General features: G+C 67.2%; 24 protein-coding genes and 1 pseudogene. 11 read left to right on the plus strand and 14 right to left on the minus strand.

Features of this window, described 5'->3' with window-relative positions; translation table 11 throughout:
* Positions 1–60: 60 nt before the first annotated feature.
* Positions 61–1,368, plus strand: coding sequence for a DUF7405 family protein (locus tag BM167_RS06125; RefSeq protein ID WP_092890237.1), 1,308 nt, complete (start codon positions 61–63; stop codon positions 1,366–1,368).
* Positions 1,369–1,457: 89 nt separating this feature from the next.
* On the opposite strand, the gene BM167_RS06130 is transcribed toward BM167_RS06125, so the two are convergent.
* Together BM167_RS06130 and BM167_RS06135 are read right to left on the minus strand one after the other, a co-directional pair.
* Complete coding sequence (locus BM167_RS06130; RefSeq protein ID WP_092890240.1) at positions 1,458–1,880, minus strand: DoxX family protein; 423 nt, start codon at positions 1,878–1,880, stop codon at positions 1,458–1,460.
* A 15-nt stretch (positions 1,881–1,895) separates the two neighbouring features.
* Positions 1,896–2,555, minus strand: a complete 660-nt coding sequence (locus tag BM167_RS06135) for a thioredoxin domain-containing protein (RefSeq protein ID WP_092890244.1) — start codon at positions 2,553–2,555, stop codon at positions 1,896–1,898.
* An 84-nt stretch (positions 2,556–2,639) separates the two neighbouring features.
* On the opposite strand from BM167_RS06135, the gene BM167_RS06140 reads away from it, so the two are divergent.
* A complete protein-coding gene (locus BM167_RS06140; protein ID WP_092890247.1) occupies positions 2,640–2,996 on the plus strand; it encodes a 2Fe-2S iron-sulfur cluster-binding protein in 357 nt (118 codons plus the stop codon).
* 12 nt (positions 2,997–3,008) lie between these two features.
* On the opposite strand, the gene BM167_RS06145 is transcribed toward BM167_RS06140, so the two are convergent.
* Positions 3,009–3,572, minus strand: coding sequence for an NUDIX domain-containing protein (locus tag BM167_RS06145; protein ID WP_092890250.1), 564 nt, complete (start codon positions 3,570–3,572; stop codon positions 3,009–3,011).
* 248 nt (positions 3,573–3,820) lie between these two features.
* On the opposite strand from BM167_RS06145, the gene BM167_RS06155 reads away from it, so the two are divergent.
* Together BM167_RS06155 and BM167_RS06160 are read left to right on the plus strand one after the other, a co-directional pair.
* On the plus strand, positions 3,821–4,012 hold the full coding sequence (locus BM167_RS06155) for a DUF1918 domain-containing protein (protein WP_092890256.1): 192 nt from the start codon (positions 3,821–3,823) through the stop codon (positions 4,010–4,012).
* Positions 4,013–4,051: 39 nt separating this feature from the next.
* Entirely contained in the window at positions 4,052–4,498 is a 447-nt protein-coding gene (locus BM167_RS06160; RefSeq protein WP_092890259.1) for an RNA-binding protein, read from the plus strand.
* On the opposite strand, the gene BM167_RS06165 is transcribed toward BM167_RS06160, so the two are convergent.
* On the minus strand, positions 4,499–5,062 hold the full coding sequence (locus tag BM167_RS06165) for a thioredoxin family protein (protein WP_092890262.1): 564 nt from the start codon (positions 5,060–5,062) through the stop codon (positions 4,499–4,501).
* Positions 5,063–5,100: 38 nt separating this feature from the next.
* On the minus strand, positions 5,101–5,526 hold the full coding sequence (locus tag BM167_RS06170; RefSeq protein ID WP_092890265.1) for an EamA family transporter: 426 nt from the start codon (positions 5,524–5,526) through the stop codon (positions 5,101–5,103).
* Between the two features lie 160 nt (positions 5,527–5,686).
* On the opposite strand from BM167_RS06170, the gene BM167_RS06175 reads away from it, so the two are divergent.
* Positions 5,687–5,884, plus strand: coding sequence for a DUF7501 family protein (locus tag BM167_RS06175; protein WP_092890268.1), 198 nt, complete (start codon positions 5,687–5,689; stop codon positions 5,882–5,884).
* Between the two features lie 91 nt (positions 5,885–5,975).
* Here the strand turns inward: BM167_RS06175 and BM167_RS06180 are convergent, their stop codons facing one another.
* The 8 genes from BM167_RS06180 to BM167_RS06215 all read right to left on the minus strand — a co-directional run bounded on the left by BM167_RS06180 (position 5,976) and on the right by BM167_RS06215 (position 16,030).
* Positions 5,976–7,226, minus strand: a complete 1,251-nt coding sequence (locus BM167_RS06180) for an MFS transporter (RefSeq protein WP_092890271.1) — start codon at positions 7,224–7,226, stop codon at positions 5,976–5,978.
* Positions 7,227–7,287: 61 nt separating this feature from the next.
* Complete coding sequence (locus BM167_RS06185) at positions 7,288–8,334, minus strand: PfkB family carbohydrate kinase (RefSeq protein WP_092890274.1); 1,047 nt, start codon at positions 8,332–8,334, stop codon at positions 7,288–7,290.
* Positions 8,335–8,383: 49 nt separating this feature from the next.
* On the minus strand, positions 8,384–9,244 hold the full coding sequence (locus BM167_RS06190; protein WP_092890277.1) for a DUF58 domain-containing protein: 861 nt from the start codon (positions 9,242–9,244) through the stop codon (positions 8,384–8,386).
* Between the two features lie 2 nt (positions 9,245–9,246).
* Positions 9,247–10,191, minus strand: coding sequence for an AAA family ATPase (locus tag BM167_RS06195; RefSeq protein ID WP_092890280.1), 945 nt, complete (start codon positions 10,189–10,191; stop codon positions 9,247–9,249).
* On the minus strand, positions 10,181–11,191 hold the full coding sequence (locus tag BM167_RS06200; protein ID WP_092891126.1) for a DUF7502 family protein: 1,011 nt from the start codon (positions 11,189–11,191) through the stop codon (positions 10,181–10,183). The genes BM167_RS06195 and BM167_RS06200 overlap by 11 nt, the downstream gene beginning before the upstream one ends.
* Positions 11,188–11,817 carry a hypothetical protein gene (locus tag BM167_RS06205; RefSeq protein WP_092890283.1) on the minus strand — a complete coding sequence of 210 codons (630 nt, stop codon included), beginning with the start codon at positions 11,815–11,817 and terminating at the stop codon, positions 11,188–11,190. Before BM167_RS06205 ends, BM167_RS06200 begins: the two co-directional genes overlap by 4 nt.
* A complete protein-coding gene (locus BM167_RS06210; RefSeq protein ID WP_092890286.1) occupies positions 11,814–14,234 on the minus strand; it encodes a VWA domain-containing protein in 2,421 nt (806 codons plus the stop codon). Before BM167_RS06210 ends, BM167_RS06205 begins: the two co-directional genes overlap by 4 nt.
* Complete coding sequence (locus BM167_RS06215) at positions 14,234–16,030, minus strand: vWA domain-containing protein (RefSeq protein ID WP_092890289.1); 1,797 nt, start codon at positions 16,028–16,030, stop codon at positions 14,234–14,236. The genes BM167_RS06210 and BM167_RS06215 overlap by 1 nt, the downstream gene beginning before the upstream one ends.
* A gap of 284 nt (positions 16,031–16,314) precedes the next feature.
* Here BM167_RS06215 and BM167_RS06220 point away from each other — a divergent pair, with 284 nt between their 5' ends.
* The 3 genes and pseudogenes from BM167_RS06220 (at position 16,315) to BM167_RS06230 (ending at position 18,339) form a co-directional block, all read left to right on the plus strand.
* Positions 16,315–17,286: a phosphoribosyltransferase family protein gene (locus tag BM167_RS06220; RefSeq protein WP_092890292.1), complete on the plus strand. Its 972-nt coding sequence runs from the start codon at positions 16,315–16,317 to the stop codon at positions 17,284–17,286.
* A 133-nt stretch (positions 17,287–17,419) separates the two neighbouring features.
* A pseudogene (locus BM167_RS06225) lies at positions 17,420–17,881 on the plus strand (pyridoxamine 5'-phosphate oxidase family protein).
* Between the two features lie 35 nt (positions 17,882–17,916).
* The gene (locus tag BM167_RS06230; RefSeq protein WP_092891128.1) at positions 17,917–18,339 is read left to right on the plus strand and encodes a methylated-DNA--[protein]-cysteine S-methyltransferase; all 423 of its coding nucleotides are present in this window, start codon (positions 17,917–17,919) and stop codon (positions 18,337–18,339) included.
* Between the two features lie 16 nt (positions 18,340–18,355).
* Here the strand turns inward: BM167_RS06230 and BM167_RS06235 are convergent, their stop codons facing one another.
* Entirely contained in the window at positions 18,356–19,759 is a 1,404-nt protein-coding gene (locus tag BM167_RS06235; protein WP_092890295.1) for an aryl-sulfate sulfotransferase, read from the minus strand.
* Positions 19,760–19,939: 180 nt separating this feature from the next.
* On the opposite strand from BM167_RS06235, the gene BM167_RS06240 reads away from it, so the two are divergent.
* From BM167_RS06240 to BM167_RS06250, 3 genes are all read left to right on the plus strand, one after another.
* Positions 19,940–21,130, plus strand: coding sequence for an ABC transporter substrate-binding protein (locus BM167_RS06240; protein WP_092890297.1), 1,191 nt, complete (start codon positions 19,940–19,942; stop codon positions 21,128–21,130).
* 2 nt (positions 21,131–21,132) lie between these two features.
* Complete coding sequence (locus BM167_RS06245) at positions 21,133–22,056, plus strand: NAD(P)/FAD-dependent oxidoreductase (protein WP_092890300.1); 924 nt, start codon at positions 21,133–21,135, stop codon at positions 22,054–22,056.
* A 78-nt stretch (positions 22,057–22,134) separates the two neighbouring features.
* Positions 22,135–23,310: an ABC transporter substrate-binding protein gene (locus BM167_RS06250; RefSeq protein WP_092890303.1), complete on the plus strand. Its 1,176-nt coding sequence runs from the start codon at positions 22,135–22,137 to the stop codon at positions 23,308–23,310.
* The last annotated feature ends 70 nt before the right edge of the window (positions 23,311–23,380 follow it).

Consider the following 23,380-nt stretch of genomic DNA (forward strand, 5'->3'; position numbering starts at 1 on the left):
AAACCGGTCGTTCGCGGGTCGCACCAGAACCCCTTTTTCTCGCAGTTCCCTACGCTGGGTATGTTCGACGGAGGCGGGACGTCCAGACGCGAGTTCGTGAAGGCAGCCGTCGCCGTCGGCGGCGCGACGGCGCTGTCGGCCTGTACGAGCCGCCTCGACGACCGAGAGCCGATTCCGCGAGGGACGACCGACTCCGACTCGCTCCCGAGCAGACAGCACGCGTGGAACGACGTCGTCCGCCGAGACGACGACGGCAACGTGGAACTGCCGCGCCATCAGGTGTTTCTGTATCTGACGCTCCCGGGCGACGGGCCGCCGAGCGACGAGGACCGACGCACCGTCGAGTCCGCCTTCCGAACGCTCGACGAGGCGTACGAACGGAGCAACGAAGGCGTCGTCTACTCCGTCGCTTACTCGCCGCGGTACTTCTCGCGGTTCGACGCTCCCCTTCCGGAGGGCATCGACCTGCCCGAACCGCGGTCGCTATCGTCGTTCGAGACGCCCGAGTTCGACCGACAGGACGCCCTCGTCCACCTCGCCTCGGACCGCGCGGACGCCGTCCTCGAAGCCGAGCAAGCCCTCCGCGGGGAGTCCGAGACGGCCAACGGAATCGAGGTCGAATCGACGTTGACCGACGTGTTCGACGTCGATTCGCGCCGGACGGGGTTCGTCGGGCCGGGGATGCCCGCCGAGAGACAGGACGGGCTGAAGGGGATTCCGGACACCAACCCGGTGCCCGAGGAGTCGCCGCTGTTCATGGGGTTCAAAGCCGGGTTCGCGAAGACGCAGGCGACAGAAGACTACGTCACGATAGGCGAGGGGCCGTTCGCCGGCGGGACGACGAAGCACGTCTCGAACGTCCGCCAACGCCTGCAGGACTGGTACGTCGAACAGGACTTCGACGACCGGGTGTCCGAGATGTTCTCGCCCGTCCACGCGTCGGAGGGACTCGTCGAGGGCGTCGGCGAGAACCTCGGTGACGACAGCGGAGTGACCGACGAGATGGTGGACGACATCCGAGACCACGCGATGGAGTTCGGACGCGTCGGCCACGCGCAGAAGGCCGCGCGAGCGAACCGCGACGAGGAGGGGAACGTCCGCATCCTGCGCCGCCACGTCGAGTCCACGGACGACGACACGGCGAGTCTTCACTTCCCGACGCTCCAACGGCGTATCTCCGACTTCGAGGAGGTCCGAGCGGCGATGAACGGCGACGACCTGACGGACGTGCCCACCATCCGCCAGCGAGTGAACAACGGTATCTTGGAGTATATCTTCGTGAAACACCGCGGGAACTTCCTCGTCCCGCCGCGAGAACTCAGGGCGCTTCCGACGCCGACGGGCGACGTTCCGGGACTGGACGGCTGAACCGCGACCCGCGAGAGCAGCCGGTGGTCTCGAAACCGTCCTCGGAGCGACTCAGCGTCGAGTGAGCGAATCGACTGCCGTCCGCGACGCTACCGGGCGTCTGTTTCGGCCGGCGGCCGAGTGTACCAGAGCGCCCACAGAATCAACACGCCCTGGAGCGGAAGCCGTCCCCACCGAACGAGGCCGGATGGGTCGCCGCCGCCCGGCATTCCCTCTACGACGACTCCGTGGGTCGCCATGTAGACGTTCGCCGGGAAGACTGCGACGAGCAACGCGACCGTTCCCCACGCCGCGTACCGTCGGGTCCGGGGAATCAACAGCCCGATTCCGACGGCTATCTCCGCGAGGCCGGACAGATACACGAGTGCGAGTGCGGCCGGAAAGACCGGCGGGACTATCTGGACGTACAACTCCGGGACGACGAAATGCAGTACGCCCGCGACGACGTACGCCGGAGCCATCAGGTAGAGCAACGGCCGCTTGAGACGGCGTAGAATATCGCCGAGTTCCATCGAAATCTCCCCCGCTTACAGCTTGCGTTCGATGGCCGACGAGATGGCGTCGTAGCTGTAGGCGTCCAACGCCTCGCCGCCGACGACGACGGTGGGCGTCGAACTGTAGCCGTTCTCGGTGGCGCGGGTTCGACCCGCCTCGACGACCGGTCGGTACGTGTCCTGTTCGACGGCGGCCATGACCTGACAGCCGTCCACGTCGTGGTCCTCCGCGGCGTCGTGGACGAGTTGGTGGCCCGAACTCGTGAGTTGGTCCTGCTCTTCGAACAGCGACTCGGCGTACTCGAAGAACGTCTCCGAGTCGGTCCGGTCTTGGACGGCCCGCGCGGCGACGGCACCGCCCCACGACCACTGCTCGTTCACTGGAAGCGGGAAGTCGAAAAAGCGGTACTGGACGTCGCCCGAGGCGACGTAGTCTTCGCGTATCTGCGGGAAGATGTCGGTGCTGTACGTCGCGCAGTGCGGGCACGCGAAGTCCTCGTAGGCGTCCACCGTCACGGGCGCGTCGTCGGGTCCGAGCGTCGGGTGCGGGAGTTCCTGCACCGTCTCTTGCTCTCCGACGTCGCAGGAGGGCTTTGCGCCGCCCGACGAACCGGGGAGGCTTCCGAGGCAACCGGCCGTGGCAGCGAGTGCGCCACCCGTCGCGGCGAGGAGGGCGCGTCGACTCGTTCGCATACCCGACAGGAAGGAGTCCCGCTATTTAGGCCCACCGAGGCGTCGCGAGACACGCCTTTACGCCCGGCGCGCGTACTCGAATATATGCCAGTCATTGACTATCGAGGTACGGAGATAGAGTGCGAGCGGGGAGAGGTCCTCCGGGATGCCCTGTTAGCGGCCGGTGAGACGCCGCACAACGGGGGGTCGAAGCTGCTCAACTGCCGCGGCCACGCGACGTGCGGGACGTGCGCCGTCTCGGTCGAAGGCGAGGTGTCGGACCCCGACTCCCGCGAACGGAGGCGTCTGTCCGCGCCGCCGCACGACGCCGACTCGGGGGTGCGACTCGCCTGTCAGACGCGCGTTCTCGGCGACGTGACGGTCACGAAGCACCCCGGCTTCTGGGGTCAACACGTGGACGACGCGGAGACGGCGGCGGGCGGAGACCAAAGCCCGGAGTGAGTCGGAGTCGCGTCACGTCCGCGCGCGTTCGCGCCACGCGAGGATGTCGTCTCGGTCGCGGGTGCCGTCGGGCAGGTCGGAGAGAGGGAACCACTCGGCCGCCGAAATCTCGCCGTCGGGGTCGCGAACCGACAGGTCGAGTTGGGTCGCCGCGGCCTCGAAGACGGGAAGGACGCCCCACGTCGAGTGGTCCTCGCAGGCGATGTCGATTCGGTTCGCCATAGCGAGTCCGCGGTAGTCCGCCGAGACGCCCGCCTCCTCTTCGAGTTCGCGTTCCGCCGCCTCGCGGTAGGTCTCTCCCCGCCGCAGTTCGCCGCCAGGTAACACCCACATGCCGGCGCCCTCGTGTCTGACGAGGAGTACCTCCCCGGTGTCGCGGTGGACGATGGTCTGTGCGCCGTAGGGTGTCCCGGTGGATTTCACTCGCCGCGCGAGCGTTCGAAACCGACGCCTGCCGACGCGGCGGGTGTGCGTCCGCCGGAGAAAGTCCGAATGCCGCTGTCTGAGTCTGTGGTACGCCTGTTCCGCGCTCTGTGTCGCCTCGTCGGCGAGAAACCAGAGGCCGTCGACCGTCATCTATCGGCGGCGAACCGAACGCGGTTCGCCGGCGGGACTGCGTCTCGCTCCGTCGGAGGGACGACTCTGTCGAACGTCCGTGGTCTGCATGGGCGCGATTCGACCCGGTCGATAAAGGAGGCTTCGTTCGGGACGCCCGGCGGGTCGGCGGCAGTCTCGGCGACGCAGTCGTCGTCCACGTCGGGAAGCCAACGGCGGGCAGTCGTCGAATCAGTCCATTTTTGACCGTTCGGAGCGACCGTTTGGCCATGTCCTTCGAAAAAGAAGACACCGTCGTCCTGCACGACAAACACAGCGAGTTCGACGGCGAAGTCGGAACCATCACGCAGGTCGTAGAGACGATGTTCGGCGACCCGACGTACACCGTGAGCTTCGACGACGGACAGGAAGTCGGCATCTCCGAGGACCAACTCGACGCGGCCGACGAAGACGAAGAATAAGCGGGCTTTTCCGCGCGCGGTGCGAACCCACAACGAAGAATGCCGCGCGTCCCGTTCCACTACGTAGACCTTCGCACGTTCTGCTACGCGACCGAAGACGAGAAGCGCGTCGAAGACGCGCTTCGAGCCTTTCTCCCCGAGGAGTTCGAGGTCGAACGCACCGTCAGCACCGGCCACCACGGTGACCGAATCGTGGTCCTCTCGGCGCGCGTCGAGAACGCCACCGACGTTCGCCACGTCCTCGCGCGACTCTCGGACCTGCCCGACTTCGAGGGGCTTCTCGACGAACTCGACGACCGAGTCACCGAGAACTGCGAACTGTTCATGCGGTTGGACAAACAGGCCGCGTTCAAAGGCGACGTCCGCCGCGGCGGCGGACTCACGCTCCGCGCGAAAGTCGAAGCCTACCCGGCGAAAAAAGAGACTGCCGTCGAGAGCGCCCGCGAGGCCCTCGAACAGGCTTCGGAGTTGGACTCGGACGACTGATCACTCGTCGCGCCACTTGATCGAACAGCCCTGCGAGGGCGTCTCCTCTACGGGTATCTCCTCGTCTCTCAGCACCGCTTCGACGGCGGTTCGCATCTCGTACTCCGTCGGTTCCTCGTCGGGGGACATCGCGTCGTCGATGCGCGAGTGAAAGACGAGTTCGAAGCCCTCGTCGGTGCGTTCGAAGAGGAACGGGTCGGGCGTACAGACCGCACCGTACTCTCGGGCGACGGTTTGGGACTCGTCGCGGAGGTAGGCGGTGAATCGAACCTCGCCCTCCTCGACGCGTTCGCGCATCGCCTCGTAGGAGTCGTCCGGGTACTCCTCGGCGTCGTTCGGGTTGATGCCGACGACGGCGAGTCCGTCGTAGGAGTCCGCGAGGTGGTTCAACTCCTCGCGTTTCGCCTCCGCGTACGGGCAGTGGTTGCAGGTGAACACGACGAGCAACGCCTCCGCGTCGGCGAAGGAGTCGAGCGAGTACGTCCGCCCGTCCGCGCCCGGAAGCGAGAAGAACGGCGCGTCGTCGCCGCGGGACAGTTCGGAGTCTGACCGTTTCAAGACCATACCCGCGGGTTGGCGCGCCGGACAAAAAGTCGTTGCCGCTACTCGACGCTGACGAGGTAGACGGCGACGAGAGCGAGACCGATTCCGAGCATCTTGCGGGCGGTGAGCGACTCGTTCAGGAAGACGATTCCGATGACGGAACTGAGAACGAGGAACATCCCGAAGACGGGCGAGACGATACTCACGGGCCCCATCGAGAGGGCGCGGTAGTACGCGAGTATGCCGACGGTGAGGCAGATGCCCGCAAAGAGGACGTACTTCGCTTTCGGATGTGAGAGATACGAGACGGCGTCGCTGTCGTTGTAGACGACGACGCCGACGGTGGCGGCGACGAGAACGGTGTTCGCCATCAACGCGGCGACGTTGCTCGGTATCTTCGGCGACCCCGTCGTAGCGATGCTCATCAGGGGCGCGACGAGTGAGTAGGCGACGAGAGCGAGAACCGCCCACAGCATATAGTTCATCGACCGGGTCGTTCGGACCCTCGGGGGTTGACCGTTTCGAACCGCTCTGCGGACCAGACGCGGACGTACGTATATATACATGCAGATATTCTACGAGAATCTAACGGATTATGCCGAATAGTGGCCTACACTTATACCAAAAGAACGCGTATATGTGTGTATGTCCGAGTCAGAAACTCCCTCGGTGGTGGCGTACAGTTGGGACGACCCGAGCGTCTGTCCGTTCTGTCGGACCGAGTTGGACGACCCCGGAGAGGGGTTCGTGACTCACATCGGAGAGAGCCCCGTCTGCCGGGAGGGGTTCGACCAGTGGCGAAGTTCCGTCTCGAACGACATCGGCGGCGAGTGGTCCGGATAGCGCGTTTCTGGCGGTCCGCCGGACTCCCGAACCGCGCGCTCCGACGAGCCCTCACGGGTCAGGTCCCTCGCCGGTTCGAGTCACGTCGCCCTCAGTCGTCGCCCGCGGGCGCGGCGGCGGTGACGGTCGCGGGCGCGGTTCGGAGCGTCAAGCGGACGACGACGATGGAGACGAGCGCGATACCGGAGACGACGCCGAACGCGGCGGCGACTCCCGAGAGGTCGATGAGATAGCCGAACGCGGGGGGCGCGACGGTGCCGCCGAGCGAGATGCCGATGGTGACGAGCGCGAAGTTCTTCCCCAAATCGCTCCGCGCGGAGAAGCGGTCCGCGAGCGTCGAGCGCGCGGGGCGAGAGAGGCTGATGGTGCCGCTGAACGGCAGTACCAGCGCGAGCGCAGCGAGCGGAAGTGAGAGCGTCGCGAGCGTCGCCGCGATGACCGCGAGCGCCGCGTACCCCCCGTAGACCACCGTCGGCGGCCCCACCCGGTCGGTGAGCGACCCGCCGAAGATGATGAGTCCCGCGCCGACGACGAGCATCGCGGAGACGAGGAGGTTCGCCGTCCCGCCGTCGACGCCGTACCCCGCCGTCAGCAGTTCCGGCGTGTACGTCCGGATGCACCACGCCGCCGCCGAGGTGAGAAAGGCGAGAACGGTCAGTCCGAGGATGCCCCGCGAACTGACGAGCGCGCGACAGACGCCCGCGACGCGCCCCGGAACCGACCGGAGCGTGGGTCGCTCCGTCTCTCTGTCCTCCGGCGCGGGGCGCGTTATCTCGTCGCCGACGCCGCGAAAGAGCGCGAGCGAGACGACGGTGTAGAGCGCTCCGACGGCGGCGACGACGCCGACGGCGACGCGCCACGACAGCGAGAGCGCGGAGGTGGCCGCGACGACGGCGTACGGCGCAGCGAAGCCGACGGACCCGCCGAACGCGTGCGCGCTGTACGCTCTCCCCCGCGTGGCGTCCGAGGAGGCGACGGCCAAGAGCGGGTAGTGCGCGGGGTGGTGTCCCGCGATGCCGACGCCGAGAAGCACCTGCGCCGCGAGGAGCCACTCGTAGGAGGGCGCCAGCGCCGTCGCCGCGACGCCGGCCGTCCCGACGACGAGCGAGATAGCGAGGACGAGCGTCCGACTGCGCGTGTCCGAGACGTAGCCGAACGGAAGCTGAAGCGAGAGGACCACCGCGTTCTGGACGCCGATGGCGAGACCGATCGCGCCGATGCCCACGCCGAACTCCGACGCGAGAACGCCCACGAGCGGAGCCAACACCACGAGGTACGCGTGGTTGACGAAGTGCGACCCCGAGACGAGAGCGACGACGCGGCGGCCCTGGTCGTGTGACACGCTCCACCGTCGCACGCCGAGACCCAAATAGTCGCGGGATGCGGTCAGCTCCGTCCGGAACTCATCTCACCGCCGCCTCGGCGAACGCGCGCAACTCCGCGGCGGTTCCGGTGCCGCCCGTCGCGACGCGGTAGGTGGCGCAGAGATTTCCGAGCGCGAGGGCCTCCGCCGTCGGCCACCCCGCCGCCAGCGCGCGTCCCAGTCCCGCGGAGAACCGGTCGCCCGCGCCCGTCGTCGTCACGACGCGGTCCGCCTCCGCGTTCGGAACCGCCGTCACCGTCTCGGCGCTTTCGCCGTTCGTCTCGTCTCCGCCGCTCACAGCGACGGCCCGAGACGGGTCGTGCAGGACGGCGAGACGGAGGGCGGCGGCGCGACTGACGGCGGCGAGTCCGGCGGTGTCGTCGTCCGCTTCCTCGTCGAGGTGGTCCACGAGGGCGGAGAGTTCCCGTCCGTTGAGGCTCAAAACGACCTCGTTCGCCGACGAGAGCGACCGAAGCGCCGAAAGCAGGCCCTCGACGCGTTCGCCGGACAGATCGGAGACGGGGCCGGGGTCGACGACGACGAGCGTCTCCGTCACCTCCTCGGCCAACGCGTCGAACGCCGCTTCGAGTCCCGGAACCGACGCCCAGTTGCCGACGCAGACGGCGTCGGCGTCGCGAAGTGCCGCGAGCGGTCGGTCCTCTCGGAGGGCCGACCCGGACCACGACTCCAGTTCGCTCGACTCCGCGACGAGCATCAGGTCGCTCTCCTCGAAGCGAAGCACGTCCACCGCGGAGGGCGCACCGAACGACAGCGTCTCTATCGACGGGTCGAGACGCTCGAACGCGTCGTGGTCGAGGTGGCCGAAGAGAGTCACCTCGTCGCCGAGTGCGGCGGCCTGTCGGGCGGCGTTGACCGCCTGTCCGCCCGGTTCTCGGGCGACGCGTCGCCGGGGGAGAGACCCCCTCCCGTTCGCGACGGCCCGGGCGAACGCCCGCCGCGAGGCGACTCGCCCCCCGTCGGGGCCCAGTTCGTAGTGGTCGTCTACGCTCCCGTCGGGGAGACAGCAGACGGAGACGGGGTCGAGGTCCGCGAGGTTCGCCGCGACGCTCTCGTACGGTCGTCTCACGCCGGAGACGTCGGCCGCGGCGGACAAAAGCGCGCGGGCGGCCGACGGGTCACCCGACCCACACCGACGTGAACGCCTCGAAGTAGTCCTCGCCCGTATCGAGCAGTGCGTAGTCCGCCCGAAGGTCTCTGGCTCGTTCGGCCACGTCGTCGGTGTGTCTCTCCAACCGGCTTCGGTACTGTCGCGCCAGCGACCCCCCGAAGTACGACCGGCGCGTGTCGTGCGATTCGGGGTCTTCGAAGATGGTGTCGCCCGTCACGCCGGGGTCGAGTTCGTCCGGCGCGAGGACGTGGACGAGGAGGACATCGTTGTCGCCGAGGGCGGCCACCGCCTCCGCCACCTCCTCTGGGTCCACGAGGAAGTCGCTGACGAGGACGACGAGCGACCGAGAGCGGATGGTCTCTTCGTACTCCTCCACCGCGGCGGCGAGTTCCGCCTCGCCGTCCAGCGTCGTCTCGTTCAACCGGTCTATCACCGAGAGGAGTTCGCCGCGGTTCGACCGGCCGGTGTCGAGGCGGTACGGTCTGTCGCGGACGGTCGAAAACCGGAAGTCGTTGTTCTCCTCGGCGGTGAGGTACGCGAATCCGAGCCCTATCTTCGCGCCGAACTCGAACTTGTGAGCGTCGCCCTCGCCGTAGTCCATCGACGCCGACGAGTCCACGAGGACGTGGACGGTGAGGTTTCGTTCGGCCTCGAACTGTTTGACGAAGTACTCCTCGGTCCGCGCGTAGACGCGCCAGTCGATGAGACGGGTGTCGTCACCGGGGGCGTACCGTCGGTAGTCGCTGAACGTCAACCCCTCGCCGACGCTGTCCGAGTCCTGTTGGCCCTGCAACGGGGAGTCGGACTGCCGTTTCAGCGACGCGTCGAGATGGGCGAGTTCGTCGAGGAAGTTGGGGTCGATAGTCATCGTCAGACGTCCGCGAGCAGCGTTTCGACCGCTTCGTCGGGGGTGACGCCCTCTCGTTCGGCGCGGAAGTCGAGGATGATTCGGTGCCGGATGACGGGCGGGGCCATCTCTCGGACGTCCTCCCAACTCACGTGTGACCGACCGGCGAGGAACGCCCGCGCCTTCGCCGTCGAGACGAGAGCCATGCTCGCTCTGGGACTCGCGCCGTACTCGATGGTGTCGGCCGTCCGCGTCGCGCGGACGAGTTCGACGGCTCTGTCGCGGATATCGTCGGCGATGGGCATCTGTCGCGTCAGGGCCTGCGCCCGCGTGAGTTCGCCGCGACTCAGGATGCGTTCGACGTCCGGCGTCGCCGCGCCCATCGCGTAGCGGTTGACTATCTCGCGTTCCTCGTCGAACGAGGGGTAGTCGACGACTATCTTCATCAGAAAGCGGTCCGTCTGCGCCTCCGGGAGGGGGTACGTCCCGCCTTGGTCGATGGGGTTCTGCGTCGCGAGGATGAAGAAGGGCCGTGGCAGGTCGTACGTCTCGCCCGCGGCGGTCACCTGCTTTTCCTGCATCGCTTCGAGTAGGGCCGCTTGCGTCTTCGGCGTCGCGCGGTTTATCTCGTCCGCGAGGACGATGTTTGCGAACACCGGTCCCTTCTCGAAGACGAACTCCCGTCCCGCCTCGGACTCGCGGATTATCTCGGTGCCCGTGATGTCAGACGGCATCAGGTCCGGGGTGTTCTGGATGCGCGAAAACGAGAGGTCTGTCACCTCGGCGACGGTGCGCACGAGCGTCGTCTTCCCGAGGCCGGGGTTCGACTCCAAGAGGGCGTTGCCGTCCGCGAGGACGCAGACGAGGAGGCGTTCGACCACGTCGGATTGGCCGACCATGCGCTTGCCGATTTCGCCGCGGACGCGGGAGAGTTTCGCCTGCAGTCTGTCGATGTCGTCAGGATTCATTGTCTTCGTCGTCTCTGTCGTCTCGTATCTGTAGGTTGTACTCGCGAATCAGGTCGGCGTCTTCGAGTTGCTCGTCGGGCGCAAAGCCCGCCTGTTGGCTCTCGACCGCATCGCCGGAGAACCCGCCGCTATCGTAGGAGGCTGGCGACCCCGAACCGCCGCCGGACCCGACTCCGCCGCCGGTGCCTTCGAGCGTCGCGTTCATCACCTCGTCGCCCGCCGAAACGTCCTCCGCGTCGCCGAGAATCTGGGCGCCGTCCTGCAGGTCGGACGGGTCGTCCGCCTCGCGCGGGTCGTCGGTCCGCGGGTCGTCCTCGACGTCGCCGCCGCCGAGGCTTCCGACGGCGTCCGTGAGGTCCAAATCGACGACGGCGACGTGGATGCTCGCGACGCTGACGAGGACGACGAGGAGCGTCGTCGTCACGACGCGCCGCGTCCGCAGGAGTTCGACGCTCGACGTCTCGCGGAGGCGGTCCAACACGTCGTCGTACAGGCAGCGGGCCATCTCCGTGTTCGCCCCGTCGTCTGCGGCGTCGCCGGACCGCGTCCGACTGCTCGTCACGCGTCGTTCGACGGTGTCTCTCGCGGTCCGAAGCGCCTCCGTCACCGCGGGGTTCGCCGCCTCGAACTGCTCGACGAGGGGCCGTCGCGTCCGGAGGGCGTACTCGGCGCAGAACGCGACGATACCGAGGACGGCGCCCGCAAGCGAGGGGAACGCGAGCGACCCGGGGACGACGCCGCCCGCGCCCGCGACGGCGGACGGAAGCGCCACCGCCTCCGGGAGTGCGGCGGGGCGGTAGACGCGAAAGAGGAGGTTCGTCAACAGGGCGAGAAGCGCCGCGTCGACTGCGGCGTAGACGACGGCCGCCTTCCGCGCCTCGCCGCGAACCTCCGCGAGGGCGGCGCGCATCTTCGCGGCGGCGTCGTCGCTCCCGTCGTCGGTCGTCCCGAACCCGGAGTCAGCGTCGAACTCGCGGTTCGCGCCCGAATCCTCTGTCATCCGGGGCACTCCTCGGGTTTGGGTCCCTGCTCTGCCTCGTCCCACTGGTTGCAGACGCGGCGGAGGTCAGACTGTAGCTCGCTGTTCTCGTCTTCGAGCGTCGTCACCTGCGTCTCTAACTCGCCCACCGTCTCGTCCAGTTCGCGGTTGTCGCGTTGCAGGTCGTCCACCTCGTCTTCGAGTTCGGCGTTCTCAGATTCGAGCGTCTCTACCTCCTCTTCCAGTTCGGAGATTCGCTCGCGGGCGTCCGCGAGGTTCGTCTGCGCCTCGTCGAGTTGCTCCTCTGTCGTCTGCAGTTCCGATTCGGTGTTCGCGAGTTCGGTCTCAGTCGCGTTGAGGAGTTCTTCGGTCCGTTCGAGGCTGTTCGACACCTGCCCGACGTCGCCGCGCGTCTGCGAGAGGCTCCGGTTCAACTCTCTGACCCGCGTTCGGAGGGCGCTGACGTTCTCTCTGGCCGCCGATAGGTCGGTTCGCAACTCCTCGTTCCGTTCGCGCAACTGTTCGTTCTGCCGTTCGAGACCCCCCGCCGACGACTGGTAGAACATCGTCGCTCCGACCGTCCCCGTCAGAAGCAAGCAGACGACGGCGACGAGAGCGACGTTCAGCGGGCGACCGATGAAACTCATGTCAGTCCTCCTTCAGCAGTCGTACCGCTGCGACGGACTTTAACCCGCCGGTAGACGACTTCGGCGGTGAAGACGAGGGCGGCCAAGAGGAGTGCGAGCCACGTCCACTCGTCTCTGACCGGACGGACGCGAGTGGACTGCTCGCGGGCGAACTCGGCTATCTGCCCGCCCTCCGAGGGGCGGAACACCCGCCCGCCGGTTCCGGTGGCCAGCGACTCCAACTCGGGGTCCGGGCCGAATCCGGCGTACTCGGCGCGGTAGTTGGCGGCGTAGGACGCCGAGAGAACGTCGTGATAGCCCGCTTCGTCGGGCGTGACGCTCGCTTCGTATCGCCCCTCGCCGACCTGTCTGAACTGCGCGCCCTCGGCGGTCGGTCGCTCCTCGCCGCGGACCGTCACCGTCGTCGGCGACCCGACGCGGGTATCGGAGACGGCGGTGACGCCCGTCGCCTTTCGCTCCGGGTCGCCGATGACGTAGTTCGTCGATTTCGTCAAGAGCAGCGAGTCCGGGCGGGTCAACAGACCGTCGAGCGTTCCGTCCGACCCGTAGGCGGTGATAGTCCCGACGCGTCCGAGACCGTACCGCCACGTCGCGACGGCGGGCGTCCCGTCGTCGGCGGCGACGAGAAAGTCCGCGCCGCGGCGCATCGACACGTCGTTCACCTCGCCGGGGTTCGACGTGAGTTCGACGCCCGAGGTGACAAAGGAGTCGGAGTCCACGACGGTGAGTCCGGAGCCCTCGTACCGCTTTCCCCCGCCGAACAGGAGGCCGAGGCGGTTCGTCTCCGTCGCGCGGAAGTAGCTTCCGCCGCCGGAGCGAGCGATGGTCCGGAGTTTCCCCTCGTTCGGGTTCTTCCCCGCGCCGACGGTGATGACTTGGACGCCGCGGGCGCGGAGTCGTTGGGCGACGGCCGAGGGCGGCCCGACCGTGTCGTGGCCGTCGCTGACGAGGACGACCGTTCCGGGGTCGTCGCCGAGCATCTCGCCCGCGCCGCGCAGACCGCCCGCGATGTCCGTCGCGCCGCCGCTTTCGAGTCGCCGCACCCTGTCTTCGAGCGACCCCCTGTTTTTCCCGAGCGACTGGATGGGTGCCACCGCGTACGCGTTGTGGTTGAAGCCGACGAGTCCGACGCGGTTCTCGTCGCCGAGTTGGTCGAGAGCCGAGAGCGTGACCGCCTTCTGGACGCGCATCCCGTCTTGGGAACTCCCGGAGACGTCGATGGCGAAGACGAGGTTCGTGCTCCGACTCGTCCCCTCGCCCATCGAGACGGGCAGCATCGACGCGAGCGACGACCCTTCGTACCCGCCGCGTTCGAAGGAGTTGCGCCCGCCGACGACGAGGAGGCCGTTCCCGTCGATGACGAACTCTTGGAGGGCGTCCGTGTCGCCGACGCTCCCCGCGGCCACGTCCTGCAGGACGACGGCGTGATACGGCGAGAGGTCCGCGGGCACCGACGACGCGGTGTCTACGTCGTACACCTCGCCGAGGTACTCGCGGAACGGGTAGTCGCCGGGCGAGACGTAGAGTATCGTCGGCTTCTCCACCACCCGAACCGTCTTGTAGAACACGTCGTTCCGCGAGTAGACGTCGTCCGCGCCCTCGATTCGCGCGGTGACGCGGTGCGTGCCGGTGTCCTCGAACGTGTGAGAGAACTCGAACGCGCCGGTTCCGTCCCGTATGGTCCGCTCCGTCACCCGTTCGCCGTCCACGGAGACCGTTACCGTCGTCGCCGCGTCGCCGACGCGAACGCCGTCTATGCTCGCGAGGAATCGGTTGTCGACGCCGACGCTCGTCTTCGAGGGGCCGTTCAGCGAGACGTACTGCTCTCTGTCGGTCGGCGACGGCGAGACGACGGAGACGCTGGCGTTCAGCGAACGCGCCAGTTCCGCCACCTCGGCGAGACTGCGGCCCTCGGTCACCCGGCCGTCGCTGACGAGGACGACGCTCCCGTTCTCGCGGAGGTTGGCCGCGACGGCGTCGCCGACGGGCGAGGAGTCGCCGCTTCCGATGGTCGTCGTCGTCACCGGGACGCCCGCGCCCTCGATGCCGTTCGTCAGTCGGTCCGTCACTCGCGACGAGACGGCGGTGCTGTCGGACCGGTCCGCGAGCAGCGTCACCCGCGGGTCGCCGGCCGTCTCCCGCGAGGCGACGGTGTACGGCCCCGCGGCGGCGAGAACGACGAGAGCGACGACGAGGAGGCGCGCCGCGAAGAACCACCGCCTGCTTCGCTCGGAGGCGGTTCCGGTCGCGCCGCGCCAGACGAGTCCCCAAAGCAGGAGGACGCCCACCGGGAGTGCGAGGAGGGCGAGCGGTCGTTCCAGTCCCGCAGAGAGCCCCGTCGGAAGGTCGAACGAGACCTGCAGGGCGGTCGAAAGCGAGGCGAAGACCGCTGGTGCGGCCCCGAACGCGGGAGGCATCAGAGGTCACCCCGCCTGCGGAGGTAGGCGACTTCTCCGAGCACCCCGACGAGTGCGGCCAGCGCCGCCCAGTGCGTCAGCGGTTTCGGGACGGTTCGGGACTCCTCGCGGGCGACGACGCCGCCCTCCTCGGAGGACTCGATGTCGTCGGCGACGACGGCGGATTCGGATTCGCTGAGAAGCGACGCGCTGTATCGGGTCCCGTCGGCGCGGTAGAACCCGGCGTCGTCCAGGCGAACCGACGACGCCGTCACCGCGCCGTCGGGCGTCTCCACCGTCGTCTCGCCGCCGAACTGGAGTCTCCCGCCGGTTTCGGCGTTCAGTTGGCTCAACGGGGGCCGACCCGCGAGGTGGTAGACGGCGCGCTTCCAAAACACCGGGTACTGGTAGTCGTACTTGAACGCCGAGCGCTGTTCGATGTAGCCGTAGTAGAGCAATCGCCCCTCGCCGCGGCGGGCCGTCGCGAGGATGGGCGTCCCCTCGGTGGTCGAAACCAGCGCTCTGCCGTCGCGGAGCGTTCCGTTGACGTACGCCTCCGGCGGCGGGAACCCGATGCCGCGCGTGAGCGTGTCGTCCGCGGGTCGGTCGAGCGTCGGGTTCGACCGGACGCCGTCGGGGTTCACGAGGAGCAGGTCGCCGTAGGTGCCGGGCATCGACTCTTGGGCCTGAATCGCGACGCCGCCGCCGTCCGCGAGGAGTGCGCGCCCCGCCTCGATGTTTCCGGCCAGCAGTCTGTCGCCCTCGACGTTGCTGTAGACGATGACGTCGTAGTCGCCCTCGACGGTCGTCGGCGGGTTGTCCACCGTGAGTTTGACGGCGTCGACGACCGAGAGCGCGGTCGTGAGATACGTGTTCTCGTCGTTCGTCAGCACCAACACGTCGACGCTGGCGTCGTCCGGCGCGGCGACGTACGAGGTATCGTCCGCGGGAAAGGAGTCGCCCGGCGAGAGTTCGAGTTCGCCGCCGCCCGCGGGGACGGGGAGCGTGACCGAGCGAACGTCTCCGCCCGAGAGCGTGACCGACCGCCGTTCGCCGCCGAGAGAGACGGTCCGCGTCGCTTCGCTGTCGCCGTAGTTCTTCACCGAGACGGTCACCTCGGCGCCGGAGAACGACCGGCCGACGACCCCGACGTTGTCGTCGCCGCCCGCGGCGAACTGCCGGAGGTCGACCGTCAATCCGCGACTCCGGGCGACGCGGACGGCGTCGCGCCACGGGCCGTCGTCGGCGAAGTCGCTCGCGACGACGATTCGCGCGTCCGACCCGGCGACTGCGGTGGCCGTCGAGATGGCCGACCGGAGGTCGCCGGGCGACTCCGTGACAGACAGGTCCGTCACGGTCGTTCGCGCCTCGCCTGGGTCGCCCCGACGGAGGGCGACGGTGCTCTGGCCGTCGGCGACGACGACGGACGTGGTGCCGGTCACCTCCTCGCGGGCGGCGTCGACGGCGCGAGCGAAGCGAGTGGTCCCGTCGGACTGGACGCCCATGCTGGCGCTCGCGTCCACGACGAGGACCGTCTCCTCGACGGTCGAACTCTCGGAGACGGGGACGTACGGCGTCGCGAGCGCCGTCGCAAAGAGGAGGACCGCGAGCAGTTGCAGGAGCAACAGGACGCTCCGTTGGAGTCGCTCGAAGAGGGGGTTCGATGCGTCTTCGCGCCGGTCCTCCGCGAGAAAGCGAAACGTCGGGAGTTTCACCTTGCGGGGGTCCGGGCGGACGAGGTACAGGACGACGATTGGGACCGCGAGAAGGAGGGCCGCGAGTCCAAGCGGGGTGAGAAAGACGTCGGAGAGGGCCATCGACCGTGTACGCGTCGCCCCACCTAATGGGTCTTTTCCAACCTCGCGTCTCGCAGATAGTGGCACCGAAGCGGTCGGACGTTCGGGAACCGCGAGGACGGGTCCGGGACCGCGGGCGAGAGCGAGAATCGGACCTGCGGCCGAAAACTAGTTCTCCCGCCGGACCGTACACTAGTTGACCGCGCTATCGCCGGTGAGGTGCGACGAACCGCGTCCGGTAATCCCCTCCTAACGCACATTATGGACTCAAGGACTATACACCACACAATGGTAATAAAGCACCAATGAACTATCGGAGTGTCTCGCAACTCAACGAGGACATCCGACAGCTAGCACAGGAACTGCCCTCGGACATAGACGTGGTCGCCGCGATTCCGAGAAGCGGACTGTTGGCGGCGGAACTGCTCTGCCTCCGCCTTGACGTTCCGATGACGGACATCAACGGTCTCTGCGAAGGGACGGTCTACGAGACGGGCAATCGACACGACGGATCGCTGGCACTCGACGACGCCGACACGGTCCTCGTCATCGACGACTCGGTCAACTCGGGGACACAGATGAGAGAAACGCAACAGCGTCTCGACGAGGCCGACCTGCCGTTCGATATCCGGTACGCGGCGGCGTACATCTCCGCTCACGGGCACGAATACGTCGATTACTGGAGCGAGGTGATCGAACCGCCGCGAGTGTTCGAGTGGAACCTGATGCACCATCCGATTCTCGAAAACGCCTGCGTCGACATCGACGGCATCCTCTGTCGCGACCCGACGCGAGAGGAGAACGACGACGGAGAGCGGTACCAGGAGTTCCTCTCGCGGGTAGAACCGAGGACGATTCCGAACCAGAAGGTCGGATGGCTCGTCACCTGCCGGTTAGAGAAGTATCGCGAAGAGACGGAAGCGTGGTTAGCGAAACACGGCGTCGAGTACGACCGACTCGTGATGATGGACCTCCCGGACAAAGAGACGCGACAGGAACTGGGCAACCACGCCGCGTACAAAACCAAGGTGTACGAATCGACCGGTGCCGAACTGTTCATCGAGAGCTCAGAACGGCAGGCCGCGAAGATATGCGACGAGACGAGCAAGGCGGTGTTCTGCTACGACACGAACGAGATGATGCAACCGGGCCGACTCAACTACACGTACCGCAAGGGTAGCGACTACCTCTCGCGACTCGCGGAGAACCCGGCCGGGTTCACGGCCAGGGCGGGAAAGTACGTTCTGACGCGCGGATACCACGGACTCAAGCGGTAACGCGCAGTCGCCTGACGCCCCCTCGGCGTCGGGCGAGTCGTCCGGGCAGAGACGGCGACGCGGGTCGGCGGAGGCGGTCCGAACCGCGCTTCGCCGACGAGAACGCTATCCTCGCGGGCGACGTACGGCACTCGTGAGAGACGAATCGACGCCCCGGAGTTCAACCCGCGACAGACCGGAGACAGAGGCGGGGTACGGCATCCCGACGACGGGTGAGGGGTTGCTCCCGCGGTCGTCCGTCGAACGGCGACTGACCGACGACCGGACGTTCTGGGTGGTGACGACGCGCCCCGACGGCGCGCCGCGCGCCCGGCCCGTCTGGGGCGTCTTCGTGGACGGAACGTTCCACTGCGGGGGCGGCGAGCGAACCCGGTGGGTCCGGAACCTCGGCGACGACCCGCGCGTGACGGTCCACGGCGAAAGCGGCGAGGACGCCGCCGACAGACTGGACCGCGTCGACGACGCCTAGGAGGAGAAGTACGGCGTGAGACACGGGACGCCGGTGTTCGCCGTCCGTCAGAGTCGGGTGTTGGCGTGGTCCGACTATCCGACCGACGCGACTCGGTGGACGTTCGAGACGCCGACCGAGGCGTAGAGATATGCCCCCGCGGGCCTATGGGAGAGGCAGTGGTGCAGATTTCGATACACGGGTTCTCGGTCGAACTCGACGAGTCGTACGTGGGGGCGTCCCGCGCCAGCGTCGAGTCGCAGGTGCGCGAGTACGAACGCGGCGAGAGGACGCGGTTCGACGTCGCCGTCGCCTACCCCGAGTCGTTCGACGGGCGGGTCATGCGCGCGATGGCGGCCATCCCGTACGGAGAGACGCGCACGTACGGTGACCTCGCGTCGGAACTGGACACGAGTCCCGTCGCCGTCGGTGGGGCCTGCGGCCGCAACCCGATTCCTCTCGTGGTCCCCTGTCACCGCGTCGTCGGCGCGGACTCACTCGGCGGGTTCTCCGCCGACGGCGGCGTCGGACTGAAACGGCGACTGCTGGCCGCGGAAGGAGCGACCGCGGGCGGCCGACAGACCGACCTCGCGGCGTTCGACTGAGAGCGGTCCGCGACCGCTACCGGAACTGTCGGACGCCGCGCCGGACGCCGCCGACGACGCGCCGACGGTGAGAGACGAGTTCCGCGACGGCCCAGGGCAGTCCGACGACGAGAGCCACGGAGACGAACACGAGCGTCCACGGAGCCATCCACACCGGCTTGACCCACTGCGAGAGGCTCTTCCACGTGTCCGCGAGGTCGGTCGCGGGTCCTCCGACCGGCGTCTCGCCGAACGTCGCGGTCAGCCACTCGGGGAACGTCCGTTCGTCGCCCGTGCCGGGCGTCTCGCCCGCACTTCCGGAGAGTTCGTACGACCCCGAGACGTTCTGCTCTTGCATCGTCGGGCCGCCCGGTTCGTTGCCGTATTCGCCGCGTTCGGCGTCGAACGGCGCCCACGGCGTGTACGCTTCCCAGACGATTTCGCCCTCCGGCGTCACCTCGATGACGCGGTGATTCATCGAGTCGACGATGAGCGTGTTGCCGTTCGGGAGTCTGTCGGCGTCGCGCGGCCAGTTGAGTTGGTCCTCGCCGACGGTCCACACTCGCTCCCAGTCGCACTCCCCGCCAGACCGGTCGGTGCAGGCGTACTCGACGACTCTGTCGTTCTCGCTGTCGGCGACGAGTATCGTCGGCGTCCCGTTCTCGGACTCCAGATACTGCGGGTTGTGCTGTTCGTTCATCACGTCGTAGTCGTCGTCTTCGCCGAGTCGCATCGTGATGTTGCCCGTCGACCGGTTGACGACGGCGACTTGGTCGAAGTTCCGCGGCGAGATGAGGTACTCGCCGTCGCCTATCTTGTCCACGTCGTTGACGTGCGACCAGTCATCTGAGCTAATTCCGTTGTCGGTGTCGTTCGGGTAGTGGTCCTTGAAGTGCCACTCCCAGACTATCTCGTCCTCGCCGAGGTCGTAGACGAAGATGCGGTCGTTGCTCGTCCCGTTCTCGGTGTTTCGCATGTTCGCGACGAGCAGTTGGTCGTCGTTTATCAGGTCCACGTCGTGGGTGTCTTCGATGCTGAAGTTCTGCTGCCAGACGCGTTCTCTCGTGTCGGGGTCGAGTTCGTACACCATCGTCTCGCCGGGCGCGGTGTTGACAACGAGGAGGTTCCCGTTCTCCAACGGGTCGACGCTGTAGAACCAACTCGCGCCGTACTTCGACCCGTTGTATATCCACTCGGGTTGGGCGTTGGGGCCGGCCGCGACGAGGCGCGCCGGTTTCTTCCCCGCGTCCTCGCCTTGGAAGTGGAACCCTTGGACGGCGACGTACGTCGTCCCGTTGGCCTGCTTTTCGACCGTTCCGGACTGTATCTCCGGCGGTTCGTACGCGGCGGTGAGTGCGGCACCGGCCACCAGCGAACCGACGACGACGAGTGCGAGAACCGCGCGCAGAATCCACCGTGGTGTAAGAGAGAGCCGAGGCATGTGAGAGAGGAGTTGGCCGCGCGTGTAAAGTGTATTCTGTTCGCCGACGCCGAGTGTTCGCTCGCGCGAAACTCTCGCGGACGCGTTCGACTCTCGGCGACGCGTCCGAACCGCGTCACTCCGTTTTCGGCGCGCCTAATAATCGAAACGGTTTTGTGTATTTAGGTGAGCCTAAATCTCATGGAACGCGGTTCCCCGGAAGACGAGACACCGACGCGGCGCGAGTACGTGAGGTACGCCGGCGCAGTCGCCGGAGGCGGGTTACTCGCGGGCTGTACCGGCGGTAGCGGCTCCGAGTCGACGCCGAACGCGACCGAGACAGAGGCCGACGACGCGACGGGGACCGAGGCGGGCGACCCCACCGAAACCGCGCCGGACGCGTCGCACTCGGTTGCGATGGAACCCGTCGGAACCGTCGAGTTCGACGGCGTCCCCGAAACGTGGGTCCCCTACACGGGAGATTACGCGGACATGGGCGTCGCACTCGGACGGGCCGACGGCCTCGCGGCTATCGGCGTCCGGGCCCGGTTCGGGTCGCACCTGTACGAGGAACTGCCCGGCGTCGCAGTCGAGAAAGACGACCTCACGCAGTTGTGGCAGGACGGCACCGGCAAAGAGGTGTACTACGAACTCGACGCCGACGTCCACGTCACCGACCCGAACTTCGTGGAGAACCGCCTCGGTTGGAGTCGAGCGGACGTCGAGGAAGTCGGAGCGAACGTCGGGCCGTTCTTCGGAAACACGGTGTTCTCGCGGGCCTACGACTGGCACGACTACCGCTACTACACGCTGTACGAGGCGTTCGAGAAGGTCGCAGAGATGTTTCAGGAACGGGAGCGTTACGAGGCGTTTTCGGACCTTCACGACGAAGTTCTCGACGACGTCGAGTCGCGTCTCCCGAGCGAGACGCCCGATATCGCGGTTCTCTACCCCGCCGACGTTCCGCCTGAGTCGTTCTATCCGTATCTCGTCGACGAGGGGACCCAGTCCAAACACTGGAACGACCTGAACGTCGGCGACGCTCTCGCCCGAAACGGCGTCACGGACGCGCAGGCGGGCGGCGGCACCATCGACTACGAGACCCTCTTGGAGATAGACCCCGACGCCGTCGCGATACGGCTCCAAGGCGAGATTACGCCGGAGTACTTCGAGGAGAACATCGTCTCGCACCTCAGAGACCACGACGTCGCGAGCGAACTCACGGCGGTACAGAACGGCCGCGTCGTCTACGGCGGCCTGACGTACCAAGGGCCGATACTCCATCTCTTCCAACTCGAACGAGCGGCACAGGGCCTCTATCCCGAGGAGTTCGGCGACGAGCGGTTGTTCGACAGAGAGCGCGTCGCGGGCATCGTAAACGGGGAGTTCTGACCGTGAGTTCCGAACCCACCTCCCGAGGAGAGGGCGCGTTCGACTACGACGTCGCCGTCGTCGGCGGCGGTCCCGCGGGATGCTCCGCGGCCGTCTTCACCGCCCGCTACGGGCTGGAGACGGCCGTGTTCGACCGCGGCCGGTCGTCGCTTCGGCGGTGCGCGTATCTGGAGAACTACCTCGGATTCCCGGCGGGCATCGACGTCGAGACGCTGTACGGGTTGTTGCACGACCACGCCGAGGAAGCGGGCTGTGAGGTGGTCTCCGACCTCGTCGAGTCCGTCGAGGTGACGGACGACCCGGAGGGGTTCGCCGTCGAAACCCAAGAGAGCGGCCGCGTCACCGCCCGACGCGTCGTCGCCGCCACGCGCTACGACGGCGAGTACATGCGCGGACTCGACGACGACGCGGAGATGTTCGTGACCCACGACCACGGCGGCGAGGAACACGAACACTTCGACAGGGAGTACTCCGAACGCGACGGAACCACGCCGGTCGACGGTCTCTACGTCGCGTCGCCCGCAGAGGAGGCGGACCACCAAGCGATACTGGCCGCGGGCCGCGGCGCGCGAGTCGGTCTAACGGTCGTCGCAGACGCTCGCCGGGGCGACGGCTACCCCGACGCGGTTGCGAGACACTACGACTGGGTGCGCCGGGAGGCCGAACTCGACGACGAGTGGCGTTCCCGGGACCGGTGGCGCGAGTGGTTCGACGACCGCCTCCCCGACGAAATCGACCGCGGAGCCGAGCGACTGGACGAACTCCGCGAACGGGAGATAGACCGCAGACTCGACGCGTACCTCTCGGAGGAGGAGCGAAACCGACGCACCGAACGCGGCCAGCGCCGACTGCTCGAACATCTCGACGACGAACTCGTCCTCGAAGCGGCGCGCGAAATCGAATCCGAGCGAGGGTCGACCGACTGAACGAGGAGGAGACGCGCATACGTTTTAGGGTCGCCTAAAAATCGGTGCAGTTATATCGTTTTAGGCTAGCCTAAAACCATGCCGAGAGAGAACGCGGTTCGCGAGTCTCAGTCGCGACGCGACTACGTCAAGTACGCTGGTGTGGTAGTCGGCGGCGGACTACTGGCGGGGTGTACCGGGGGCGCAGACGACAGTGGGAACCAGTCGCCGACCCGAACGACCGAATCGACGACCGGAGCAGAGTCGTACACCGTCTCGATGGAACCGGTCGGCGAGGTGACGTTCGACTCCGCGCCCGAACGGTGGGTGCCGTACGACGGCGGGTACGCCGACATGGGCGTCGCACTCGGACGGGCCGACGGATTGGCGGGTATCGGCGGCGCGGACCGCTACTACACCGACGTGTACGACGAACTACCGGGCGTGACCGTCGACCACGACCGAATCGAGGAGAACCCGGAGGTTCGAACGAAAGAACACTTCTACGAACTCGACGCCGACGTCCATCTGTACGACCCGAAGATGCTCGAACACTGGTTCGACTGGGGACAGTCCGACGTAGACGAGATAGCCGACAACGTCGCGCCGTTCGTCGGCAACCTCATCTTCCGGCGGTCCGACGAGTGGCACGACTACCGCTACTACACGCTGTACGAGGCGTTCGAGAAGATGGCCGAGGTGTTCGACGAACGGGACCGCTACGAGGCGTTCGCGGACCTTCACGACGAGTTCGTCGCGGACATCCAGCGTCGACTGCCGCCGGAGGACCAGCGACCGAACGTGTTTCTCACCTTCGAGGGGACGGACGAACCGGAGACGTTCTCGCCGTACCGCCTCCACGACGAGGGGACGAGCAAGAAACAGTGGCGCGACTTGGGCGTTCACGACGCCCTCTCTGGGACCGACATCGAGAACCTCAGCACCGCGAACCGCGGCGAACTCGACTACGAGACGCTCCTCGAAGTCGACCCCGAGGTGATTCTCGTCCGCGGACACGAGCGAAAGTCCGCCGCCGAGTTCCGCGAGACGGTTCTCGGCTACATGCGTGACCACCCCGTCGGCAGCGAACTCGCCGCCGTACGGAACGGGCGCGTCTACCGCGGCGGCTATCTCCACCAGGGACCCATCCACAACCTGTTTTTGACCGAACGCGCGGCACAGCAGATGTTCCCCGATATCTTCGGAGACGTGACCGGCGACGAACGACTGTTCGACCGACAGCGAGTCGCCGACATCGTCGCCGGAGAGTTCTGATTCGGTGACCGGCGAGGGGTCGCCGCACCGGCGGTAACATCCCCGAAAAGGGTCTTTGCGTCGGTCCGAG

The sequence above is a fragment of the Halopelagius inordinatus genome (assembly GCF_900113245.1).
Taxonomy (GTDB): domain Archaea; phylum Halobacteriota; class Halobacteria; order Halobacteriales; family Haloferacaceae; genus Halopelagius; species Halopelagius inordinatus.

Excerpts from the sequence above, each read along its gene's own strand:
- BM167_RS06195 (WP_092890280.1), bottom strand. The coding sequence starts at position 10,191 with ATGAATCCTGACGACATCGACAGACTGCAGGCGAAACTCTCCCGCGTC.
- BM167_RS06140 (WP_092890247.1), top strand. The coding sequence starts at position 2,640 with ATGCCAGTCATTGACTATCGAGGTACGGAGATAGAGTGCGAGCGGGGA.
- BM167_RS06170 (WP_092890265.1), bottom strand. The coding sequence starts at position 5,526 with ATGAACTATATGCTGTGGGCGGTTCTCGCTCTCGTCGCCTACTCACTC.
- BM167_RS06135 (WP_092890244.1), bottom strand. The coding sequence starts at position 2,555 with ATGCGAACGAGTCGACGCGCCCTCCTCGCCGCGACGGGTGGCGCACTC.
- BM167_RS06210 (WP_092890286.1), bottom strand. The coding sequence starts at position 14,234 with ATGCCTCCCGCGTTCGGGGCCGCACCAGCGGTCTTCGCCTCGCTTTCG.
- BM167_RS06205 (WP_092890283.1), bottom strand. The coding sequence starts at position 11,817 with ATGAGTTTCATCGGTCGCCCGCTGAACGTCGCTCTCGTCGCCGTCGTC.
- BM167_RS06160 (WP_092890259.1), top strand. The coding sequence starts at position 4,052 with ATGCCGCGCGTCCCGTTCCACTACGTAGACCTTCGCACGTTCTGCTAC.
- BM167_RS06190 (WP_092890277.1), bottom strand. The coding sequence starts at position 9,244 with ATGACTATCGACCCCAACTTCCTCGACGAACTCGCCCATCTCGACGCG.
- BM167_RS06235 (WP_092890295.1), bottom strand. The coding sequence starts at position 19,759 with ATGCCTCGGCTCTCTCTTACACCACGGTGGATTCTGCGCGCGGTTCTC.
- BM167_RS06200 (WP_092891126.1), bottom strand. The coding sequence starts at position 11,191 with ATGACAGAGGATTCGGGCGCGAACCGCGAGTTCGACGCTGACTCCGGG.
- BM167_RS06145 (WP_092890250.1), bottom strand. The coding sequence starts at position 3,572 with ATGACGGTCGACGGCCTCTGGTTTCTCGCCGACGAGGCGACACAGAGC.
- BM167_RS06165 (WP_092890262.1), bottom strand. The coding sequence starts at position 5,062 with ATGGTCTTGAAACGGTCAGACTCCGAACTGTCCCGCGGCGACGACGCG.
- BM167_RS06220 (WP_092890292.1), top strand. The coding sequence starts at position 16,315 with ATGAACTATCGGAGTGTCTCGCAACTCAACGAGGACATCCGACAGCTA.
- BM167_RS06175 (WP_092890268.1), top strand. The coding sequence starts at position 5,687 with ATGTCCGAGTCAGAAACTCCCTCGGTGGTGGCGTACAGTTGGGACGAC.
- BM167_RS06215 (WP_092890289.1), bottom strand. The coding sequence starts at position 16,030 with ATGGCCCTCTCCGACGTCTTTCTCACCCCGCTTGGACTCGCGGCCCTC.
- BM167_RS06155 (WP_092890256.1), top strand. The coding sequence starts at position 3,821 with ATGTCCTTCGAAAAAGAAGACACCGTCGTCCTGCACGACAAACACAGC.
- BM167_RS06240 (WP_092890297.1), top strand. The coding sequence starts at position 19,940 with ATGGAACGCGGTTCCCCGGAAGACGAGACACCGACGCGGCGCGAGTAC.
- BM167_RS06130 (WP_092890240.1), bottom strand. The coding sequence starts at position 1,880 with ATGGAACTCGGCGATATTCTACGCCGTCTCAAGCGGCCGTTGCTCTAC.
- BM167_RS06125 (WP_092890237.1), top strand. The coding sequence starts at position 61 with ATGTTCGACGGAGGCGGGACGTCCAGACGCGAGTTCGTGAAGGCAGCC.
- BM167_RS06250 (WP_092890303.1), top strand. The coding sequence starts at position 22,135 with ATGCCGAGAGAGAACGCGGTTCGCGAGTCTCAGTCGCGACGCGACTAC.